A 21756-nucleotide genomic window follows, 5' to 3' on the forward strand; every position below is an offset into this window, starting at 1 on the left:
CGGGTTCCTACACAAACCAAATTCAGTGGCCCGTGCCACACAGGGAGAAAACATGGCTGTTGATATTTTCATCAAGATCGGCGACATCAAGGGCGAGTCCATGGACAAGGCCCACAAGGACGAAATCGACGTGCTGAACTGGAGCTGGGGCATGGCCCAGTCCGGCAACATGCATGTGGGCGGCGGCGGCGGCGCGGGCAAGGTGAATATCCAGGACCTGTCGCTGACCAAGTACGTCGACAAGGCTTCGCCTAACCTGATGATGCACTGCGCCAGCGGCAAGCACATCGACAAGGTCAAGCTGACCGTGCGCAAGGCCGGCGGCGAAAGCCAGGTCGAGTACATGGTGATCAACCTGGAAGAAGTGCTGGTCACGTCCCTGAGCACCGGCGGCTCGGGCACCGATGATCGCCTGACCGAAAACGTCACCCTGAACTTCGCCCAGGTGATGGTCGACTACCAGCCGCAGAAAGCCGACGGCACCAAAGACGGCGGCGCGATCAAGTTTGGCTGGAACATCCGTTCCAACACCAAGCGCTGATAGCCCTGGCGGCCGCAGCACCTCGCTGCGGCCCCTGGCACCTTGTCCCTCTCTTAGCCCGTCCGTGGAGCTGCTTTGGTGGTAACTGAAATCGCTTCCCGCGACCGTCTGCAACCGTCCCTGCTGGACCGGTTGACCGACGACGACCCAACCAACCCCAAGGAAAGCGCCGATAAACGCGTGCTGTCCCTGACCCAATTGAAAGCCTCGGTGCTGCGCGACCTGGCGTGGCTGCTTAATACCACGTCGCTCCTCGACGCCGATGCCACGTTGCACACCCCGGCTGGCACATCGGTGGTCAATTACGGCCTGCCGGCGCTGGCGGGCAATAGTGTTTCCAGTGTGGATATCAAAGCCCTGGAAGCCCTGATCTACCAAGCCATCGCGACGTTTGAACCGCGTATTTTGCGCCACACGCTGCGCGTCAAAGCCCGCGTGGGCCATGGCGAGATGAACCACAACGCATTGAGTTTCGAGATCGAAGGCGACCTGTGGGCGCAGCCGGTGCCGTTGCGCCTGCTGCTGCAAACCGACCTCGACCTGGAATCCGGGCATGTGCGTGTCGTCAATGCCGACCAGCGGAGGCGCCCATGAACCCGCGCCTGCTGGAGCTGTACAACCAGGAACTGCACCACGTGCGCGAAAGCGCCGCCGAGTTCGCCAAGGAATACCCGAAGATCGCCAGTCGGCTGACGTTGTCCGGCATGGACTGCGCCGACCCGTACGTCGAACGCTTGCTCGAAGGCTTTGCCTACCTCACGGCACGGGTGCAGCTCAAGCTCGACGCCGAGTACCCGACCTTCACCCATAACCTGCTGGAAATCGCCTACCCGCACTACCTCGCGCCCACGCCGTCGATGACCGTGGTGCAATTGCAGACCGACCCTGACGAAGGCTCGCTGGCCAGCGGTTTCCCGCTGCCACGCGACACCGTGTTGCGCGCCGCACTGGGCCGCGAAACCCAGACCTGCTGCGAGTACCGCACCGCGCACCCGGTGACGCTGTGGCCATTGCAGGTCAGTGGCGCCGAGTACTTCGGCAACCCCGCTGCCGTGCTGGGTCGCCTGGCGGCCAGCGAACCCAAGGCCAAAGCCGGCCTGCGCCTGACTTTGCGCACCGGCGCCGAATTACCCTTCAACAGCCTCGACCTCGATAGCCTGCCGCTGTACCTCAGTGGCGCTGATGAGCAGCCGTTCCGCCTTTACGAACAACTGCTGGGCAATGCCTGCGCGGTGTTCGCCCGCAAACCGGGCGGTGATTGGGTCGAGCGCCTGCCGCAAGACGCACTGCGCTCCCGGGGTTTTGACGACGCCGATGCGGCCATGCCGGTGGTGGCGCGGGCGTTTCAGGGCTACCGGCTATTGCAGGAATACTTCGCCCTGCCCCACCGTTTCCTGTTCGTCGAATTTGCGCAGCTGAGCCGTGCGGTCAAACGCTGCGACGGCCAGGAGCTGGAGCTGATCGTGCTGTTCGACCGTCACGAGCCGAGCCTGGAAGGCAGCGTCGGCGCGGCGCAGTTCATGCCGTTCTGCACGCCGGCGATCAACTTGTTTCCCAAACGCGTGGACCGTATCCACCTGTCGGACCGCGTCAACGAACACCATGTGATCGCCGACCGCACGCGGCCGATGGATTTCGAGATTCATTCGTTGAGCGGCATCACCGGCCATGGCACTGGGCCGGAGCAGCCGTTCCTGCCGTTCTATGCGGTGCGCGATCCGTCCCGCTACGGCCGCGATCAGGCTTACTACACGCTGCGCCGCGAGCCTCGCGTGTTGTCCAGTGACCAACGCCGTAACGGCCCGCGCTCCACCTATGTGGGCAGCGAAACCTTTGTCAGCCTGGTCGACAGCCAGCAAGCGCCCTACCGCCATGACCTGCGCCAGCTCGGCGTGACCGCGCTGTGTACCAACCGCGATCTGCCGCTGTTCATGAGCGTGGGTAACGGCAAGACCGACTTCACCCTGGCCGACAGCGCGCCCGTGTTGTCTGTGCGCTGCGTTGCCGGGCCAAGTCGTCCGCGTGCCAGCCATGCCCATGACGCCAAAGCGTGGCGCCTGATCAGCCAGCTGTCGCTCAACTACCTGTCGCTGAGTGAACAAGGCCAGGGCGCCGGCGCCTTGCGTGAACTGCTGCGCCTGTACGGCGACAGCAATGACGCGGCCCTGCAGTTGCAGATCGAAGGCCTGCGCGAAGTCAGCAGCAAAGCCGTGACCCGGCGCCTGCCGATGCCCGGCCCCATCGTGTTTGGGCGCGGCCTGGAAATCACCCTGGAGTTCGATGAAAACGCGTTTCGCGGCACCGGCGTGTTCCTGCTCGGTGCGGTGCTGGAACGCTTTCTGGCACGTTATGTGTCGATCAACAGCTTTACCGAGACGGTGATCCGTACCACCGAACGCGGCGAGATCATGCGATGGAAAGCCAAGCCCGGGCGACGTCCGACCCTGTGAACACACTGGATGCGATGCATCAGGAGCCCTGGGAATACGATTTCTTCCAGGCGTTGCGGCGTATCGAGTGCGAATCGCCCGAGCTGCCGCGCCTGGGCCATTCCCTGCGCCTGGCCGATGACCCGCTGCGGCTCGGGCAACAGGCCGATTGCACCTTCGCTCCGGCCACATTGGCCTCGGTCGACCCCGGCGGCGATGGCAAACCGGCGCGGCTGGAGCAGTTCTTTTTCGGCCTCGGCGGCCCCAACGGCCCCTTGCCGCTGCATATCACCGAGTACGTGCGCGAACGCCAGCGCAACAACGCCGACAGCACCAGCAAACAGTTTTTGGATGTGTTCCACCATCGCCTGCTCAGCCTGTTTTACCGAGCCTGGGCCGAGGCGCGCCCGACCGTCAGCCACGACCGCCCGGATGATGACTACTGGTCCGCGCGCCTTGCGGCGCTGAGTGGTCGAGGCATGCCGAGCCTGCTGAATCAGGGGCTGATTCCGGATACCGCGAAGTTGCACTACAGCGGCCACCTGTCGGCGCAAACCCGCTACCCGGACGGTTTGAAAGCCATTCTCAGCGAGTACTTCGGCCTGCCGGTAGCCATCGAAGAATACGTCGGCCAATGGCTGGAACTGCCGGAGCGCAGCCGCGTGAGTGTCAGCGCCAACCAGTTGGGCGTGGACTTTTGCCTGGGCAGCCATGTGTGGGATCGCCAGCATAAATTCCGCATCCGCCTCGGCCCGCTCAAGCTGGACGATTACATGGGCATGCTGCCCGGCAGCCAGCCGTTCAACGAGCTGGTGGCGTGGGTGGCCGAGTACCTGGGCCATGAACTGGACTGGGACTTGAACCTGGTTTTGCAACAACCCGAAGTCCCAAAGCTGCAACTCAATGGCCAATTCCGCCTGGGCTTCAACACCTGGCTCGGCCAACCCGAGCATGACGCCAACGACCTAATCCTGGCCCGGCATTACGCCGATCACGCCACCACCTCAAGGAATCCAGAGCATGGGTGAAATCAGTCGCGCCGCACTGTTCGGCAAACTCAACAGCGTGGCCTACAAGGCCATCGAAGCCGCCACCGTGTTCTGCAAATTGCGGGGCAACCCGTATGTGGAACTGGCCCACTGGTTTCACCAGTTGCTGCAACTGCAGGACTCGGACCTGCACCGCATCATCCGTCAGTTCAACGTGGAGCCGGCACGCCTGGCCCGTGACCTGACCGAAGCGCTGGACCGCCTGCCGCGTGGTTCGACGTCGATCACCGACTTGTCGTCGCATGTGGAAGAAGCCGTAGAGCGCGGCTGGGTCTACGGCAGCCTGATGTTTGGCGAAAGCCAGGTGCGTACCGGCTACCTGGTGCTGGGCATTCTGAAGACGCCGAGCCTGCGCCATGCGCTGCTGGGCTTGTCATCTGAGTTCGACAAGATCAAGGCCGAGGCCCTGAGCGAACGGTTTGACGAATACGTCGGCGATTCACCGGAGAATGCGCTGAGTGCCAGCGATGGCTTCAGTGCCGGTGCCGTGCCAGGCGAAGCCAGCGGTGCCATGGCGCCGAGTGCGATGGGTAAGCAGGAAGCGCTCAAGCGCTTTACCGTCGACCTGACCGAACAGGCGCGCAGCGGCAAACTCGACCCGATCGTGGGGCGTGATGAAGAGATCCGCCAACTGGTGGACATCCTGATGCGTCGGCGTCAGAACAACCCGATCCTCACCGGTGAAGCGGGTGTGGGCAAGACCGCCGTGGTTGAAGGGTTCGCCCTGCGCATCGTCGCCGGTGACGTGCCGCCTGCCCTCAAGGATGTGGAACTGCGCAGCCTCGACGTGGGCCTGCTGCAAGCCGGTGCCAGCATGAAGGGCGAGTTCGAACAGCGCCTGCGCCAGGTTATCGAAGACGTGCAGGCCTCGCCCAAACCGATCATTCTGTTTATCGACGAAGCTCACACCCTGGTCGGTGCCGGTGGCGCCGCCGGGACTGGCGATGCCGCCAACCTGCTCAAGCCTGCGCTGGCCCGTGGCACCTTGCGTACCGTAGCCGCCACGACCTGGGCCGAGTACAAAAAACACATCGAGAAAGACCCGGCCCTGACCCGCCGCTTCCAAGTGGTGCAGGTGGCCGAGCCGTCGGAAGACAAAGCGCTGCTGATGATGCGCGGCGTGGCTTCGACCATGGAGAAGCACCATCAGGTGCAGATCCTTGATGAAGCGCTGGAAGCCTCGGTGAAACTGTCGCACCGCTACATCCCCGCACGACAGTTGCCAGACAAGTCCGTCAGTTTGCTCGATACCGCCTGTGCCCGCGTCGCCATCAGCCTGCATGCCGTGCCGGCCGAAGTGGACGACAGCCGCCGTCGCATCGAAGCGCTGGAAACCGAGCTGCAAATCATCGCCCGCGAGCATGCCATCGGCATCGCCATTGGTGCGCGTCAAACCCATAGCGAAGCCTTGCTGAGCGCCGAACGCGAACGCCTGGCGACCCTGGAAAGCCGCTGGGCCGAAGAAAAAACCCTGGTTGATGAGCTATTGGCCACTCGCGCGACCTTGCGTGAAAAGGCTGGCGTGGTAGACAGCGGCAACGATGAACTGCGCGCGCAATTGGTCGACCTGCAACAACGCCTCACTGCCCTGCAAGGCGAAACCCCACTGATCCTGCCGACCGTGGACTACCAGGCCGTGGCCTCGGTGGTCGCCGACTGGACCGGCATCCCGGTGGGCCGCATGGCGCGCAACGAACTGGAGACGGTGCTCAACCTCGACCAGCACCTGAAGAAACGCATCATCGGCCAGGACCATGCCTTGCAGATGATCGCCAAGCGCATCCAGACCTCCCGCGCCGGGCTCGATAACCCGAGCAAGCCGATTGGCGTGTTCATGCTCGCCGGCACCTCGGGTGTAGGCAAGACCGAAACCGCCCTGGCCCTGGCCGAAGCCATGTACGGCGGTGAGCAGAACGTCATCACCATCAACATGAGCGAGTTCCAGGAAGCCCACACCGTGTCCACACTCAAGGGCGCGCCGCCGGGTTATATCGGCTACGGCGAAGGCGGCGTGCTGACCGAAGCGGTGCGGCGCAAACCCTACAGCGTGGTGCTGCTGGACGAGGTGGAAAAAGCCCACCCGGACGTGCACGAAATCTTCTTCCAGGTGTTCGACAAGGGCGTGATGGAGGACGGCGAAGGCCGGGTGATCGACTTCAAAAACACGCTGATCCTGCTGACCACCAACGCCGGCACTGAACTGATTTCCCAGGTGTGCAAAGACCCGGCGAACATCCCCGAGCCGGAAGAAATCGCCAAGGCCCTGCGCCAACCGCTGCTGGAGATTTTCCCGCCGGCTCTGCTGGGCCGTTTGGTGACGATTCCGTATTACCCGTTGAGCGATGAGATGCTCAAGGCGATCACCCGCTTGCAGCTCAATCGCATCAAAAAGCGCGTGGAGAACACCCACAAAGTCGCCTTCGATTACGACGACGCGGTGGTCGATTTGATCGTCTCGCGCTGCACCGAAACCGAAAGCGGCGGGCGCATGATCGACACCATCCTGACCAACAGCCTGCTGCCGGACATGAGCCGTGAATTCCTCACGCGCATGCTCGAAGGCAAGGCGCTGGCGGGTGTGCGTATCAGCAGCCGGGATAATGAATTGCACTACGACTTCAGCGGCGCCGAATAACTATTGTTGGAATGCGGTCAGTGTGGGAGCTGGCTTGCCTGCGATAGCGATCTGACATTCAGCATTGATGTTGATTGATACACCGCCATCGCAGGCAAGCCAGCTCCCACATTTAGATGCAGTTTTTTCAGTTATTAAGTCATTTACGAGACGCCCGATGCTATTCAACCAAGCCTCACGCCTGGCCAAGATCACCAGCCCGCTTGGGCCGGATGTGCTGTTGCTCAATGAAATGGGCGGCGGCGAAGAGCTGGGCAGGTTGTTCAACTATGAGCTGCGACTGACCTCGCTGGACGCCAACATCGACCTTAACCAGTTGCTGGGCAAGCCGATGAGTGTCGGCGTGCAGTTGGCGGACGGTGGCGAGCGGCACTTCCACGGCATCGTTGCGCGTTGCAGCCAGAATATCGACCAGGGCCAGTTCGCCAGTTATCAGGTGACCCTGCGCCCGTGGTTCTGGCTGCTCAGCCGCACCTCGGACTGCCGGATTTTCCAGAACCTGAGCATCCCGCAGATCATCAAGCAGGTGTTCCGCGACCTGGGTTTTTCCGACTTCGAAGACGCGCTGAGCCGCCCGTATCGCGAGTGGGAATATTGCGTGCAGTATCGCGAGACCAGCTTCGATTTCGTCAGCCGCCTGATGGAACAGGAAGGTATTTACTACTTCTTCCGCCATGAGCAGGACCGCCATGTGCTGGTGCTGGCCGATGCTTATGGCGCGCACACCACGGTGCCGGGCTACGCATCGATCCCGTATTACCCCAAGGACGAGCAGCAGCGCGAACGCGACCATATGCACAACTGGCACCTGGCGCAGGAAGTGCAGCCGGGGTCGCTTGAGCTTAACGACTACGACTTCCAGCGCCCCAGCGCCAGCATCGACGTGCGCTCGGCGATGCCGCGCCCGCACACCGCCGGCGACTACCCGCTGTACGACTACCCCGGCACCTACGTGCAAAGCGCCGACGGCGAACACTATGCGCGCACCCGCATTGAAGCCCTGCAAACCCTGCATGAGCAGATCGAGTTCAGCGGTAATACGCGGGGCCTGGGCTCGGGCCATTTGTTCAGCCTCACCGGCTTCAGCCGCCAGGACCAGAACCGCGAATACCTGATCGTCGGCTGCCGCTATGCCATCGTCCAGGAAAGCCTGGAAACCGGCGGCGGCTCAGGGTCGGCGCAGTTCGAAAGCAGCCTCACCTGTATTGACGCCCAGCAAAGCTTCCGACCGTTGGCCAGTACCCATCGGCCCATCGTCAAAGGCCCGCAGACTGCGTTGGTGGTAGGCCCCAAAGGCGAAGAAATCTGGACCGACCAGTACGGCCGCGTGAAGGTGCACTTCTACTGGGACCGTCACGACCAGTCCAACGAAAACAGCTCGTGCTGGATTCGTGTGTCGCAGTCCTGGGCCGGTAAAAACTGGGGTTCGATGCAAATCCCACGGATCGGCCAGGAAGTGATTGTGAGCTTTCTGGAAGGCGACCCGGACCGGCCGATCATCACCGGCCGCGTCTACAACGCCGAGCAGACCGTGCCTTACGACCTGCCGGAAAACGCCACCCAGAGCGGCATGAAAAGCCGTTCCAGCAAAGGCGGCACGCCAGCCAACTTCAATGAAATCCGCATGGAGGACAAGAAGGGCCTGGAGCAGCTGTATATCCACGCCGAGCGCAATCAGGACATCGTGGTGGAGGTGGATGAAAGCCACTCGGTGGGGCATGACCGAAATAAGAGCATTGGGCATAACGAGACGGTGACGATTGGTAATAACCGCCTGCGAGTTGTGCGAAACAACGACACCGTTCTAGTGGGTGGGGCCAAGTCTGACAGCGCTGCTACGAATTACACCATTGAGGCAGGTGAGAGTATTCGCCTGGTGTGCGGTGACAGTGTGATCGAGCTTAAGGCAGGCGGAGACATCAACCTCACCTGTGGCTCGTTCAATCTGTTTTCCACCGGCAGTAGCAAGATCCAGACAAAGGGCAAGCTGGATATCAACTTGGGCAGTGACAAGGGCACCTTGCCTGGCGCACAGGGCAAGCAAGGCACGATCAAATCCGCCGTCGAATCAAAATTTCCCGGCAAGCCCGGCGCTGGTCAATAACGAGATTTCTTCACCATGAATTACCTGATCAACGAAGCCCAGTTCACCCTGCCCGATGCTGAGGTACAGGACACTTCGATCAACATTCTCAAGTTCGCCAAGTTGGGCACCACGCTGGTGGTCAGCCGCAGCCCGCTGGCCGACGGCGAGAGCCTGCAAAGCAATTTCGAAGGCCAATTGAAGAAGCTCGAACAGCAAGTCAAAGACCTTCGTTATTCGCCGGCGCAAGCCGTCAAGGTCGGGCCGGCGCAGGATATCGATGCCTTTGAGGTACAAAACCGCTTTAACAAAGGCAGCGACAATATTTACCAATATCAGCTGGCGATGCAGATACCCGGCACACGCCAACTGATCGCCCTGAGTTACGTCAAGACCCAGCCTCTGGGCCCTGCCGAAGCGGCGCACTGGGCAACGCTGAAAAACACACTCAACTTTCTCGCCACACCCTGAGTTGAGCCTGAGCCATGAGTGAAGACCTCTGGGCCGCACGGCAAGGTGACGCGCTGCTGCACACCTCGGTGATGGCCGATATTCTCGGCGGTGTTCTGGAAGTAGCCGCCTATGCGGCGATCACTACCGTGGGCTGCCTGGCCGTTGCGGGAGCGGTTTTCCTCGCGACCGGTGCGACCATCGCCACAGGCGGTGTCGCTTTGGTTTTGGTCGTGGGGGCAGTCGTCGGGATCACCGCGGGGCTCACGGGGGCTGATCTGAAGATATCCAGTTGGTGCGAGTCCGCCGCCAACTGGGTGTTTCCGCCGGTGATCGATGCCTTTATCACCAGCGGCTCGGACAACGTTTTCATCAACGGGAAAAAAGCCGCCCGGGCCGCTGGCAAGATGCTGGCTGTGCCGGTCGCGCCCAGCGAACCGCAGCAGCCCAGTTTCCTGGACATGGCCGGCGAGTTTTTCTCGCAGATGTGGCGCCCGACCGTGGCCTCCCCCGCAGCTGGCACGGTGCCTTGCCTGCTGGATACCGTCGGGTGTACCAAACACCCACCCATGCCCCTGCAATTTATTGCCGAAGGCTCCAGTTCGGTGTTCATCAATGGGCAGCCTGCGGCGCGCAGCGGTGATCGCAGTACCTGTGATGCCAAGATCGGCACGGCCAAGGGACTGATCTCGCCAGATGTGCGCATCGGTGGCGAGACCATCGTGGTGCAGGAGATTCGCAGCGGGAAAACACCAGGCGTAGGCCTGGCGATTGCCGTGGTGATGGCGTTGCGGGGCAATGTGAAGTGCTTTTGGACCAAGCTGCCGTGCATGATCGGAAGTGCGCTGGTGGGGGGAGCAATCTCGTATGGGACTGCCAAGGTAACATCCGCCCTCAAGAGCGCCATGAACGGTTCGCCCAATCCGGTGCACAGTGCGACAGGGGCCAAGGTACTGGGTGAAGAGGACGAACTGGACTTTGTACTGCCCGGCCTGCTGCCGATTGATTGGCAACGTTTTTACAGCAGCCTCGACACACGTCGCGACGGCCTGTTTGGTGCTGGCTGGAGCGTCGACTATGAAGTGTCGATCGAGATCGATGCCGACGAAAACCTGTTCTATATCGACGAGCAAGGGCGCCGCCTGGAGATCGGCTACATCCCGTTGTCCGGCGGAGCGTTCGACCCGGGCGAAGGTCTGGCGGTCAGGCGCAACCACGACGGCGCGGTGCTGATCGAGAGTATCGACGGCCTGTACCGCCTGTTCGAGCCCGACCCGCTGAACAGCTCGCGGATGCGCTTGCAGCTGCTGGGTGATCGCAATGAAGGGCGGATCTTCCTCGATTACGATGCCCAAGGGCGGCTGTGTCGCCTGCGCGACACCCATGATTTGATGCACGTCGACCTGAGTTATTCGACAGAGCACCCACGGCGCGTGAGCCACATCGAACGGCGATACCTGCGCCAGGACCATTTCGATGGGCGCAGCGATGTGCTCGTCAGTTATCGCTATGACAGCAACGGCGATCTTGCCGAGGTCTTGGACGCCCAAGGCACGACCCAACGGCGCTTTGCCTACGACAGTGGCAGGCGCATGGCCGAGCACCAATTGCCGAGTGGCCTGCGCTGCTTCTACCAATGGGCTGAACTCGCAGGACCAGACGGCCCGGAGTGGCGCGTCAGTCGGCATTGGACAGATGCGGGCGATGAATACCGCTTCGATTACGACCTCGATGCCGGCATTACTCGCGTGACCGATGGCCTGATGCGCATCAGCACCCGGCATTGGAACCCGCAGTACCAGATCACTCGCTACGTCGATAACCTGGGCCATACGTGGCAGTTTGAGTGGAGCGAAGATCGCCAGTTACTCGGCGCGATTGACCCGCAAAACGGCCAGTGGCGCTTCAATTATGACGCGTCCGGCAACCTGAGCTCGGTGATCGACCCACTGGGCAGAGCTCGCGGTACGCAGTGGCTGGAGCACTGGGCATTGCCTGAAGTGGAAACCGATCCGGCAGGCAACAGTTGGCACTACCGCTACGACCAGCGCGGCAACTGCCTCGAGGAAATCGACCCTCTGGGCAACCGTACGCGTTACGTCTACGACGGTTTCGGTCAGCCGGTGCAGATCATCGACGCTACGGAAAAGACCCGGAAACTGCATTGGAATGAGTGGAGCCAACTCGTCGAGGAGGTCGATTGCTCGGGTTATCCCACCCGCTATCAGTACGACGCGTTTGGCAATCTGGTGGTGCAGACCAATGCCGAAGGTGAGTCGGTTCGCTACCGATACGGACCTCAAGGGCTACTGCTGGAATGCCAGCTCCCGGATGGTCGCGTGGAACAGTTCCAGCGCAACGCCGGCGGTTATCTGACAGCCCATGTCGACCCGGCCGGCAGCACCACACGCTATGCCTACGATGTTCGTGGCCTGGTCAAACAACGCTGGGATGCGCATAACCGCACGGTCATGTTCGACCACGACGCCTACGGGCGGCTGCGCAAGCTGACCAATGAGAACGGCGAAAGCTACCGCTTTGAGTGGGATGCCGCCGACCGCATGGTGCAGCAGCAAGATCTCGACCAGAGTCGGCGCTGCTACACCTATGATCCGCTGGATGATGTGATAGCCGTGGACCATTTTCCGGGGACGGAAGGCGAACCGGTAGCGCCGCTGTCACACCAGTTCCGGCGCGACCCGGTTGGCCGCCTGGTCAGCAAATCCACAGCTGACGGCACCACTGCTTATGAGCATGATCTGAACGATCAACTGGTGGGCGTCACCTTCACCGCGCTTGACGGCGCAGAGCAGGCATTAGGTTTTCGCTATGACGCGCTGGGGCAACTGCTGGAGGAGCAAAGCGCTGCAGGCTCCTTGCAACATCACTATGACGAGTTGGGCAACCTGATTCAGACCCAGTTGCCCGACGGGCGATGGCTGAACCGCCTGTACTACGGCAGCGGCCACCTGCATCAGTTGAATCTCNAAGTTGGACCGGTTGTCCCGTTCAGTTCACATATGACGAGTTGGGCAACCTGATTCAGACCCAGTTGCCCGACGGGCGATGGCTGAACCGCCTGTACTACGGCAGCGGCCACCTGCATCAGTTGAATCTCGATGGGAAGGTCATCAGCGACTTTGAGCGTGACCGCTTGCACCGCGAGGTGCAGCGCACTCAGGGTCAACTCAGGACGAGTACTGCTTACGACCGCACCGGAAGGGTTCGCTCAGGACAGCGTCGCAGTATTGACCAGCCTTGGCAGTTGCCGCCGTTGGTTGAAACTGACTACAGCTACGATCCCAGTGATAACTTGATCGGGCGTCGTCGTGTTGACCGTGTTCATGATCGTCAAGAGCATTTGGGTTACGACAGCACCGAACGTATTCTCGTCAGCCACCAAGTAGGCCAGACAGAGACCTTTGCTTATGACGCGGCAGCCAACCTGCTTGACGGCCCACGACAGGGTGGCTTGGTAAGACATAACAGGCTGCTCACCTACCAAGACAAACGCTACAAATACGATGCTTTTGGTCGAATGATTGAAAAGCGTAGTGCTGCTCGAGGCTTGCAACGGTTTGCCTACGACGCAGAAAGCCGACTGGTTGAAGTGCACAACGAAAACGGTAGCGTGGTCAGGATGACCTATGACCCACTAGGGCGGCGCATCGAAAAAACCGAGCATGGCAGCGATGGCTACCAGTTGGGCGTTACGCGCTTCATCTGGGATGAGCTGCGTCTATTGCAGGAATCCAAACATAGTCAATCCAGCTTTTATATTTATGAAGATGAAGGCTACAAGCCCGTAGCTCGAGTCGACGGTATGGGGCATTTGCAAAAAGTCCGCTACTACCACAACGACCTCAATAGTCTGCCGGAGCAGCTAACCGAAGAAAACGGCGACGTCATCTGGCGGGCGAGTTATCGAGTGTGGGGCAATACGGTAGAGGAAATGCGCGAGCCCGCCTACATCGAAGAGCAGAACTTACGTTTTCAGGGGCAATATCTCGATCGAGAAACGGGGCTACATTTCAATACCTTCAGGTTTTACGATCCGGATATAGGGCGGTTCACCACACCGGATCCGCTTGGATTGGCAGGGGGAATCAATCTCTATCAATATGGCCCGAACCCGATTGCCTGGATCGACCCTTGGGGTTGGAAATGCTGGAGTACAGCAAGAAAAGGGGTTTGGAAAGCAGCCGCAGCCAAGGCTTCGCCAGGTCAATACTCTGCTAGAAACCTGGCGCGAATGGCCTCAGGCAAAGCACCTCGGATGAGGGTAGAGGTTCGTTATCGTAATACTCCGAGAAGCCGGCTACTGAAACGTGTTGGCACGACAAAGGAAATTACTGTGTCGATGGAGCTAAACCATCAATATATTCCCCAACGCGCAGGATCAAAAGTGGCTCATGAGGACTGGAACTTGACCAAGGCGACGCCTTGGGGGCATGAGTCAATGGACAAGTATCGCCATACCGGCTGGGATCTGGTGAGAATCGTAAAAACCACAGGACAATGGTAGAAAAGCCTTGAAGGAGCGGATATGAGTGAGCTGACTGACTTTCACATTTTCTGGGGCGCGGCGATGACTGTCGCTGAAAAGAAATCCGCCTCGATGGAAGATGAAAGTGCGGAGGATTTTGCCCGGAAGCTTTACGAAGAATATATAGCGCAAGGCGCACCTAAAAATAAAAAGAAGTGGCTAACGGAGCGACTTGATAGCGAATACCTTTGCTTAAAGGATAAGCCTGTATGGGTGGGAGAACCTGCGTGGCTATACCATCAGGGTCAACCTATGGTTTTTTTGCATCAGTTTTCAGTTTCACCCTCAGCGCAGCACATCAAAGAAAAGTTATCTCTTGGAGAAACTGTTTATGTGTTTGGCTCAAGGCATATTGTTAAAAGGCCTACAGGGGATATCTGGACCGACATTTATCGAATGGCAGTGCAAACTTACGAAGGGGACACCACGGTAGAAATTTTTAATTAACCTTAAGATTTAATCTCATATAAATATAACTATAAAGGCGACGGACTATTTAGATTAACCGCGATCAGCCAATTTAAATAATCCATCTCCTTTACCAGCCGAGACTAAAAGGTGGGTTCATCCCTCCCGCGACCAAAATGGAAGGCTTTTGAAGATGCTGATCGCTCCCGACATTGAATTGATAGAAGCCTCGCAACTCTATTATGGGGATGCGTCTATCAGATGGATTTTCGACACCAACTCTTCGGTGGTCCGCCTCGACATATCACGCAAGCCACATACGAACTCAGAGCACTGGATTTCAGAGAATTCAGACCTCTTTTCATTCTCTGAAAACGGCGACCTTGCTTGTCTGGAACTCTCCGTGCCAGGCAAAAATCATCTGACTACTTTTAGAATCGATAAAACAATAACCGGCCGGATCAAACTTCATAAGCCGGTGTTCAACGTTCTGCCGACGATGCTCAGACTATTTGATCCTCTTAACCGAAAACTCTTTTGCTTCATGCGGGCCCCCACTGAAAAAAACGCTCTTACCCGGGTCCATCTTGGAAAGGATTTTACGATAATTCTGGCGGGCGATCAGTACTTCGGTTTTGAACTGTTCAACCCTCTGGACTATCTGGTAGGTCAGCATGATGCTCCGTTGAATCCTGACAATCGGGCGGACATCGATGAATATCGCTTGTTTGGCGCACTGCTTGAAATCATGTCGGACAACACTGTTGAAGCAGTCGATAACGACATGGCTTCAGTGGCAAATGAGCTCAAGACAAAAATATTGCCATATATCCAATTAATCAAAAGTGCCTCCAGAAAAAACACAGTCCAGTCTTCACTGGAAGACTTCATCGACTACTACGCTTGAAGCCGATAATCCTCAACCCGAACCCCCGAACCTGAGCCATGAGTGAAGACCTCTGGGCTACCCGCGAAGACGACGCACTGCTGCACACCTCAGTAATGGCCGATATTCTCGGCGGTGTCGGCCTACGCGGCGATCACTACCATAGGCAGCCTGGCCTTTTCAGGGACGGTTTTCCTCGCGACCGGTAATGCAGCAGGTAAGTTGGTTCGCTACCGATACGGACCTCAGGGCTACTGCTGGAATGCCAGCTCCCGGATGGTCGCGTGGAACAGTTCCAGCGCAACGCCGGCGGTTATCTGACAGCCCACGTCGACCCGGCCGGCAGCGCCACACGCTATGCCTACGATGTTCGCGGCCTGGTCAAACAACGCTGGGATGCGCATAACCGCACGGTCATGTTCGACCACGACGCCTACGGCCGGCTGCGCAAGCTGACCAACGAAAACGGCGAGAGCTACCGCTTTGAATGGGACGCCGCCGACCGCATGGTGCAGCAGCAAGACCTTGATCAAAGTCGGCGCTGCTATACCTATGATCCGCTGGATGATGTCGTAGCCGTGGACTACCAGCCCGGGACGGAAGGCGAACCGGTAGCGCCGCTGTCACACCAGTTCCGGCGCGACCCGGTTGGCCGCCTGGTCAGCAAATCCACAGCAGACGGCACCACTGCTTATGAGCATGATCCGAACGATCAACTGGTCGGCGTCACCTTCACCGCGCTTGACGGTGCAGAGCAGGCATTAGGTTTTCGCTATGACGCGCTGGGGCAACTGCTGGAGGAGCAAAGCGCTGCAGGCTCCTTGCAACATCAATATGACGAGTTGGGCAACCTGATTCAGACCCAGTTGCCCGACGGGCGATGGCTGAACCGCCTGTACTACGGCAGCGGCCACCTGCATCAGTTGAATCTNTATGACGAGTTGGGCAACCTGATTCAGACCCAGTTGCCCGACGGGCGATGGCTGAACCGCCTGTACTACGGCAGCGGCCACCTGCATCAGTTGAATCTCGATGGAAAGGTCATCAGCGACTTTGAGCGTGATCGCTTGCACCGCGAGGTGCAACGCACTCAGGGTCAACTCAGGACGAGTACTGCTTACGACCGTAGCGGAAGGGTTCGCTCACGACAGCGTCGTAGCATTGACCAGCCTTGGCAGTTGCCGCCATTGGTTGAGACCGACTACAGCTACGATCCCAGCGATAACCTGATCGGACGTCGTCGTAGCGAACGTCAAGAACACCTGGGCTATGACAGTACGGGACGTATTCTTGTAAGCCACCAAGTGGGGTACAGCGAAACCTATGCCTACGATGCTGCTGCCAATTTGCTCGACGGCCCAGTCCAAGATGGCCTGGTACGGCATAACCGGCTGATTACGTATCAGGATAAACGTTACAAGTCCGACGCCCTTGGACGGATGATCGAAAAGCGCAGCGCGGCGCGAGGTTTGCAGCGCTTCGCCTACGATGCTGAAAACCGGCTGGTGGAAGTGCGCAATGAAAACGGCAATGTGGTCAGGATGGCCTATGACCCACTGGGCCGGCGTATTGAAAAAACCGAGCACGACAGCGACGGCTATCCGTTGGGCGAAACCCTCTTCACCTGGGATGGCCTGCGTCTGTTGCAGGAGCAAAAATACAGCCAGACCAGCCTTTACATCTATGAAGATGAAGGCTACGAACCGCTCGCTCGTGTCGACGGTATTGGCCCGCTGCAAAAAACCCGCTATTACCATAACGACCTCAATGGCTTGCCGGAGCAGCTAACCGAATCCAGTGGTCATAATGTTTGGCGTGCGACTTATAGGGTGTGGGGTAGCACGCAAGAGGAAGTGCGCGAAGCGTATTTTCTTGAAGAGCAGAATCTGCGGTTTCAGGGGCAATATCTAGACCGGGAGACGGGGCTGCATTTCAATACGTTCCGGTTTTATGATCCCGAAATGGGGCGATTTACCACGCCGGATCCGATAGGGCTATCAGGCGGTTTAAATCTTTATCAATATGCTCCAAATCCCGTCAAATGGATCGACCCTAAAGGGCTGGCGTGCGCTGCCTACAAAGGAAAACTGAATCAAAAAGCATCGAAGATGCGCGTATTAGCTAAAGGTTCAAAAGAGTGGAAGCAAGCGGTCGCGGATAATAGACTGGCCATGACAAATGGGGAAAAATTTCAGGTTAAGGTTAAATCAAGCTCAGACGCAAAGGCTTTTTTGAAAGAGTCACAGGGCAATATGAACCGTTACAAAGCTCACACTCAAAGTGCTCGCGCCGATGGAGTAGCAAAATATCCGAAAGGCTACGAACAGCATATGGCACCAGAGGGCGGCTTTGGGGACACACCTCACATCAAGTGGTACAACAATGGAGGGGACGGTCATATTTTTTATGACATTCCAAACTAACATGAAAAACAGTTATCACTTTAATAACCTAAATAAATTTGATTTGAATCCTGATGAAGACAAGGAATACATACACTCATCGATGTTAAAGTCGACAATGTCGGGAGATATAATCCAAGCTTTCGATACACTTGCAGATCTGAGAGCTCATCTAAACTCAGATCTCTATTACATTGCGCACAACTTGGTAACCCGCAAAGGGAAAAGAATTATTTTCAAGGGGGAACTATATAAAACAACCTTAATTGATCTTCTTGAGTTTCTTGATGAGGCTGTAAAATCAGGGGACTTAAGAGAGCTTTTAATTTCTCCCGTCCAAGCGCATCCGAGCAGGAAAGTATTTTACTGCACAGAAGACGCGATTTATATGTACGCGGCAGAACAATAAAAAATATTTCACAAACTTAAACATGAACATGATAGTTTATTTCAATTAGTACCTGGATTGGGAAACAGGCCTGTATTTCAATACGTTCAGGTTTTATGATCCCGATGTAGGCCGCTTTACGACAACCGACCCCATTGACTTGATGGGTGGAATCAACCTTTATCAGTACGCCCCAAATCCGGTCACATGGATCGATCCGTTGGGCTGGGCGTGTGGTCACCATGGGCATCACTCCGATCCGAAATTCATGGGCGGCAAACATAACCAAAAGCTGACAAAACTCACCGATACTGATCACAAACAGCTTCACCGCGATATGAACGACTTCCTGGTCGGAAAAACAAAAGTCGTCAATGGAAGTCCTGTACATATGCGGTCACAACGGGGTAACAGCGGTGCAAAAATTCAAGCAACCTTCACCAGAACTGAAAGGCGTCCAGACGCTTGCTGACTTCTACAAAGGAAAAGGGGCACAATACAAAGATGCTGTTGTCGACTTCCTCACACAACATTCGGGAATAAAGTAATGACTAAATTCTTGACTATCGCCTACGACTTAAGCGCCATCAATAATCATGCTTACTTTTTTGAGGAGGCTCCTGAAAACATATTTTGCAAGACCTGTGGCTGCTGCATTGATCCTACCTACCACCCGCAGAACTTAAAACACCAAACAAAACCGATATTGGTGTAACTTATGATCGGAGGTTCATCGCATCACTGCGTTTCAAAGAATACATTGACAATTTAGATCTAAACGTTGATTTTTCACTGCTCAATGAAAAAAAACAACTATTTCTCATCCGACCCAAGCACGTTATCAGCTACAGCGCTCAACAGCAGGAAAACCTCTGCAGTACCTGTCATCAGTATTTTGACTGTGTGGCTCCTCTCCCGACATTCTATCAGGAAACTGGAAAACCTCTTGAGCACGGGATGTTTTTCACAAGTATTAGCTTCGGTAGCGAAAAGGGAAAAAGTTCTTCCATTATTCTCGGCATCGAAACGGCACTTGAGATTAAAAGCGCGATAAAGCCATTAAAATTTAGAGGCGCCGACATAAGCAAAATTATTTCTCCTAAAAATTAATTGGCATAAAGGGACCGGTATAAATGGACGGATTTATTTATATTAACAGCCATAAGATAAATTAAATAAATCAGCCGAATACCAAAAATCAGCGCTGGGTACACCCCGATGGTTCAGAAGTCCAAATCCATGCCTACGGGAATGGCAACCCGACACCATTCAAAGGCTCGAATAACGCTCACAGCCACAAATCGGTAGGAAGACATGGAAACTCCAACACCACGGAATTAGCTAACGACGGAAAAACAGCCGTCAGTACCCACTCTGCGGAAGCGCACATCGGAATGAAAAATCCGCCAGACTACCCTACGGTATCGGGCCGACCTCACGGCAGTTAAAAGGTAATGATGATGTCAGCAGAATTCATTCTGTCCTTTGAGGACAATAATTGGTACGCGGCTCATCTCGACGAGATAACGCAGAACATCACCCGCCTTGAGACTTTTTCCGAGCTTTTTGAAGGCCGAGAGTTTCGGTTGGCAGGCACTGAACCCAGAAGCCCAAGTGATTGGAGCTACGACGTGCGTATTTTTTTAGAACAAGAGCGTATTTTCCTGGAAATCAGCGCCCATCCGAAAAGCATCGAGCATGATCTGTCTGTACTTTTTGAATGGATCAGGTCCTGTACTCGTATTTCAATAAATGATGAAGATGGCGAACCATCAAATTGGTAGGCCTGTTCACGTCGAACAAGAATAATAAAAAATGGAAAACATGGGGATGAAAAAATGGCGACGCGGAAGATGCATTGAAAGCTGTGATTACACAGCCCAACAAAAAATGGGCACCCAACCCAGTCGGCGTGCCCATTTTCTTACCCACCCGCCTCCCTTCAGACGGTCCTGCTATTACGGGTTGACGCTGTCTTTGAGCGACTTGCCCGGCTTGAATGCAACGGTGTTGCTCGCCTTGATTTTCACTGGCTCACCGGTTTGCGGGTTTTTGCCGGTGCGGGCGCCGCGGTGGCGTTGCAGGAAGGTGCCGAAGCCCACCAGGGTGACGCTGTCCTTGCGGTGCAGGGCGCCGGTGATTTCTTCGAGGACGGCGTTGAGAACGCGGTTGGCCTGTTCTTTGGTCAGGTCTGCTTTTTCTGCAATAGCGGCTGCGAGTTCTGGTTTACGCATAAGTGAAGCCTCTTTGACGGTTTTTTGTTGTTATGTCCGTGCTGCTCTCTGGTGGAGCAGCGCCCAAGGCGCCGCAGGCTCTACTCTGCGGCAGACGGGAGTGAGGATGGCATGCCCTCGCACGCTCCGCCAGTCTCGCGGCGACCTTTCTGGGGGTAAGAAGGTGCTGATTCCGACAGAACGACCGGCATTTACGCCAGCAATGGCGGAAGTTCTTTGTTAAGGGCAAGTTTTTCCATGACGGCGCTGCCGGTCAGCGCATAACCCAGCAGGCGGCCGCTGGCGTCGCGGCACAAGGCCTTGATGTCGGCACCCTGCCCTTCGACGCTCCACACACCTTCGGTGCCGCGTGGCGGCGGCGATACCACCAGAGGGCAGATCGGGGTTTTTACGGTGATCGGCATCGGCCCATAGCTGACGGCCGTGGCGTTGCCGGCAAGGGTTTGGGCCAGGGCACGGGCGCAGCTCATCAATGGCATCACGTACAGCAGGTTGAGGCCATCGACCTCGGCGCAGTCGCCCAGGGCGTAGATATTGGCGTGGGACGTCTTGAGGTAACGGTCCACCATGATTCCACGGTTGATCTGCAGGCCGGCAGCGGCGGCCAGATCCACCCGCGGGCGCAGGCCGATGGCCGAGACCACCAGGTCGCAATGAATCACTTCACCATCGGACAGGTGCGCTTCCAGGCCATCTGCCGTGCGCTGCAGGCGGTTGAGCACCGGGCCCAAGTGGAAGCGCGCGCCCAGGCCTTCCAGCCCGGCTTGCACAGCGGCGGCGGCTGCCGGGTGCAGCAGGGTCGGCATGACTTGCTCGCACGGTGCGACCAGATCAATTTCATAGCCGCCAAGAATAAGGTCGTTGGCGAATTCGCAGCCGATCAGGCCGGCGCCGAGCAGCAGCACACGGCGTTTTCCGGCTGCGGCGGCACGAAAGCGTGCGTAATCTTCAAGATCGTTGATGGGGAAAATCAGCTCAGCCGCATCGCCTTCGACCGGCACGCGCACGGTTTCTGCGCCCCAGGCCAGGATCAGGTCGCGGTAAGCCACCGCTTCCTCGCCGATCCACAGGCGTTTGTGGCCCGGATCGATGCCGCTGATGCGCGTATGGGTGCGCACTTCGGCCTTGAGCTGCTCGGCCATGGCGCCCGGTTCAGCCATGCTCAGGCCATCGGCTTCCTTGTTCTTGCCAAAGCCGGTGGAGAGCATGGGCTTGGAGTAGGAGCGCCCATCATCCGCGGTGATCAGCAGCAACGGGGTCTCGCTGTCGAGCTTGCGAAACTCCCGAGCCACGTTGTATCCGGCCAATCCTGTGCCGATGATCACGACAGGTGCGTTCATTCCTTTCTCCTTGTAGTACGTTTCTTAAACCGATGATTAGCCGATTTCGATCATTTCGAAATCCATTTTGCCTACGCCGCAGTCCGGGCACAGCCAGTCTTCCGGGACGTCCTGCCACAGGGTGCCCGGTGCGATACCGTCGTCCGGCCAGCCGTCTTTTTCGTCATAGATCAGGCCACAGACTACACATTGCCACTTCTTCATTACTTGCTTCCTCAGGGTCCAGGCGTCTTGGCCAACGGTCGATAGACCAACGTTGCCGTATGGCTCAGGGCGTTTTGTACTGATCGGGGCCGGCAGATGCAAGCATGTTCGGCGCAAACGGCCGGTTCAGCCCGGCAAAAGCTCAGGACGCCATGGTAAGC

Annotated in this window: 14 protein-coding genes and 4 pseudogenes; 15 read left to right on the forward strand and 3 right to left on the reverse strand. The window is 57.4% G+C overall.

Going from position 1 to position 21756, the window contains the following annotated elements; all coding sequences use genetic code 11:
• Positions 1 to 52: 52 nt before the first annotated feature.
• The 15 genes and pseudogenes from ASE80_RS22450 (at position 53) to ASE80_RS22520 (ending at position 19601) form a co-directional block, all read left to right on the forward strand.
• Positions 53 to 541 carry an Hcp family type VI secretion system effector gene (locus ASE80_RS22450; protein ID WP_005792512.1) on the forward strand — a complete coding sequence of 163 codons (489 nt, stop codon included), beginning with the start codon at positions 53 to 55 and terminating at the stop codon, positions 539 to 541.
• A gap of 78 nt (positions 542 to 619) precedes the next feature.
• A complete protein-coding gene (gene tssE / locus ASE80_RS22455; RefSeq protein ID WP_005792513.1) occupies positions 620 to 1135 on the forward strand; it encodes a type VI secretion system baseplate subunit TssE in 516 nt (171 codons plus the stop codon).
• A complete protein-coding gene (tssF, locus tag ASE80_RS22460; protein WP_056860862.1) occupies positions 1132 to 2991 on the forward strand; it encodes a type VI secretion system baseplate subunit TssF in 1860 nt (619 codons plus the stop codon). The genes tssE and tssF overlap by 4 nt, the downstream gene beginning before the upstream one ends.
• Positions 2955 to 3998: a type VI secretion system baseplate subunit TssG gene (gene tssG, locus ASE80_RS22465; RefSeq protein ID WP_056860863.1), complete on the forward strand. Its 1044-nt coding sequence runs from the start codon at positions 2955 to 2957 to the stop codon at positions 3996 to 3998. The genes tssF and tssG overlap by 37 nt, the downstream gene beginning before the upstream one ends.
• Positions 3991 to 6654 (forward strand): type VI secretion system ATPase TssH, encoded by a 2664-nt coding sequence (gene tssH / locus ASE80_RS22470; protein ID WP_056860864.1) that lies wholly within the window; start codon positions 3991 to 3993, stop codon positions 6652 to 6654. Before tssG ends, tssH begins: the two co-directional genes overlap by 8 nt.
• A gap of 157 nt (positions 6655 to 6811) precedes the next feature.
• A complete protein-coding gene (locus tag ASE80_RS22475; RefSeq protein WP_056860865.1) occupies positions 6812 to 8758 on the forward strand; it encodes a type VI secretion system Vgr family protein in 1947 nt (648 codons plus the stop codon).
• Positions 8759 to 8773: 15 nt separating this feature from the next.
• The gene (locus tag ASE80_RS22480; protein WP_056860866.1) at positions 8774 to 9208 is read left to right on the forward strand and encodes a DcrB-related protein; all 435 of its coding nucleotides are present in this window, start codon (positions 8774 to 8776) and stop codon (positions 9206 to 9208) included.
• A 14-nt stretch (positions 9209 to 9222) separates the two neighbouring features.
• The coding region (locus ASE80_RS22485) for a DUF6531 domain-containing protein (RefSeq protein WP_056861050.1) at positions 9223 to 12174 on the forward strand (2952 nt) is incomplete at its 3' end.
• Position 12175: 1 nt separating this feature from the next.
• Positions 12176 to 13712, forward strand: a pseudogene (locus tag ASE80_RS22490) (RHS repeat domain-containing protein); the annotation flags it as partial.
• Between the two features lie 21 nt (positions 13713 to 13733).
• Entirely contained in the window at positions 13734 to 14180 is a 447-nt protein-coding gene (locus ASE80_RS22495) for a hypothetical protein (RefSeq protein ID WP_056860868.1), read from the forward strand.
• 148 nt (positions 14181 to 14328) lie between these two features.
• A complete protein-coding gene (locus ASE80_RS22500) occupies positions 14329 to 15048 on the forward strand; it encodes a hypothetical protein (protein WP_133257313.1) in 720 nt (239 codons plus the stop codon).
• A 186-nt stretch (positions 15049 to 15234) separates the two neighbouring features.
• Positions 15235 to 15958: pseudogene (locus ASE80_RS31560) on the forward strand (RHS repeat-associated core domain-containing protein); the annotation flags it as partial.
• Position 15959: 1 nt separating this feature from the next.
• Positions 15960 to 17450 (forward strand): annotated as a pseudogene (locus ASE80_RS22505) (RHS repeat-associated core domain-containing protein); the annotation flags it as partial.
• 437 nt (positions 17451 to 17887) lie between these two features.
• Positions 17888 to 18052, forward strand: a pseudogene (locus ASE80_RS31965) (RHS repeat-associated core domain-containing protein); the annotation flags it as partial.
• Positions 18053 to 19277: 1225 nt separating this feature from the next.
• Positions 19278 to 19601: a 3-hydroxydecyl-ACP dehydratase gene (locus ASE80_RS22520; protein WP_164488407.1), complete on the forward strand. Its 324-nt coding sequence runs from the start codon at positions 19278 to 19280 to the stop codon at positions 19599 to 19601.
• A gap of 174 nt (positions 19602 to 19775) precedes the next feature.
• Here the strand turns inward: ASE80_RS22520 and ASE80_RS22525 are convergent, their stop codons facing one another.
• The 3 genes from ASE80_RS22525 to ASE80_RS22535 form a co-directional block, all read right to left on the reverse strand.
• Positions 19776 to 20051: an HU family DNA-binding protein gene (locus ASE80_RS22525; RefSeq protein ID WP_003213368.1), complete on the reverse strand. Its 276-nt coding sequence runs from the start codon at positions 20049 to 20051 to the stop codon at positions 19776 to 19778.
• 191 nt (positions 20052 to 20242) lie between these two features.
• Positions 20243 to 21391, reverse strand: coding sequence for an NAD(P)/FAD-dependent oxidoreductase (locus tag ASE80_RS22530; protein WP_056860872.1), 1149 nt, complete (start codon positions 21389 to 21391; stop codon positions 20243 to 20245).
• A gap of 36 nt (positions 21392 to 21427) precedes the next feature.
• Complete coding sequence (locus tag ASE80_RS22535) at positions 21428 to 21595, reverse strand: rubredoxin (protein ID WP_003213373.1); 168 nt, start codon at positions 21593 to 21595, stop codon at positions 21428 to 21430.
• Positions 21596 to 21756: the final 161 nt, after the last annotated feature.

Origin of the sequence: Pseudomonas sp. Leaf15, from assembly GCF_001421425.1 — a bacterium.
Lineage (GTDB): Bacteria > Pseudomonadota > Gammaproteobacteria > Pseudomonadales > Pseudomonadaceae > Aquipseudomonas > Aquipseudomonas salomonii.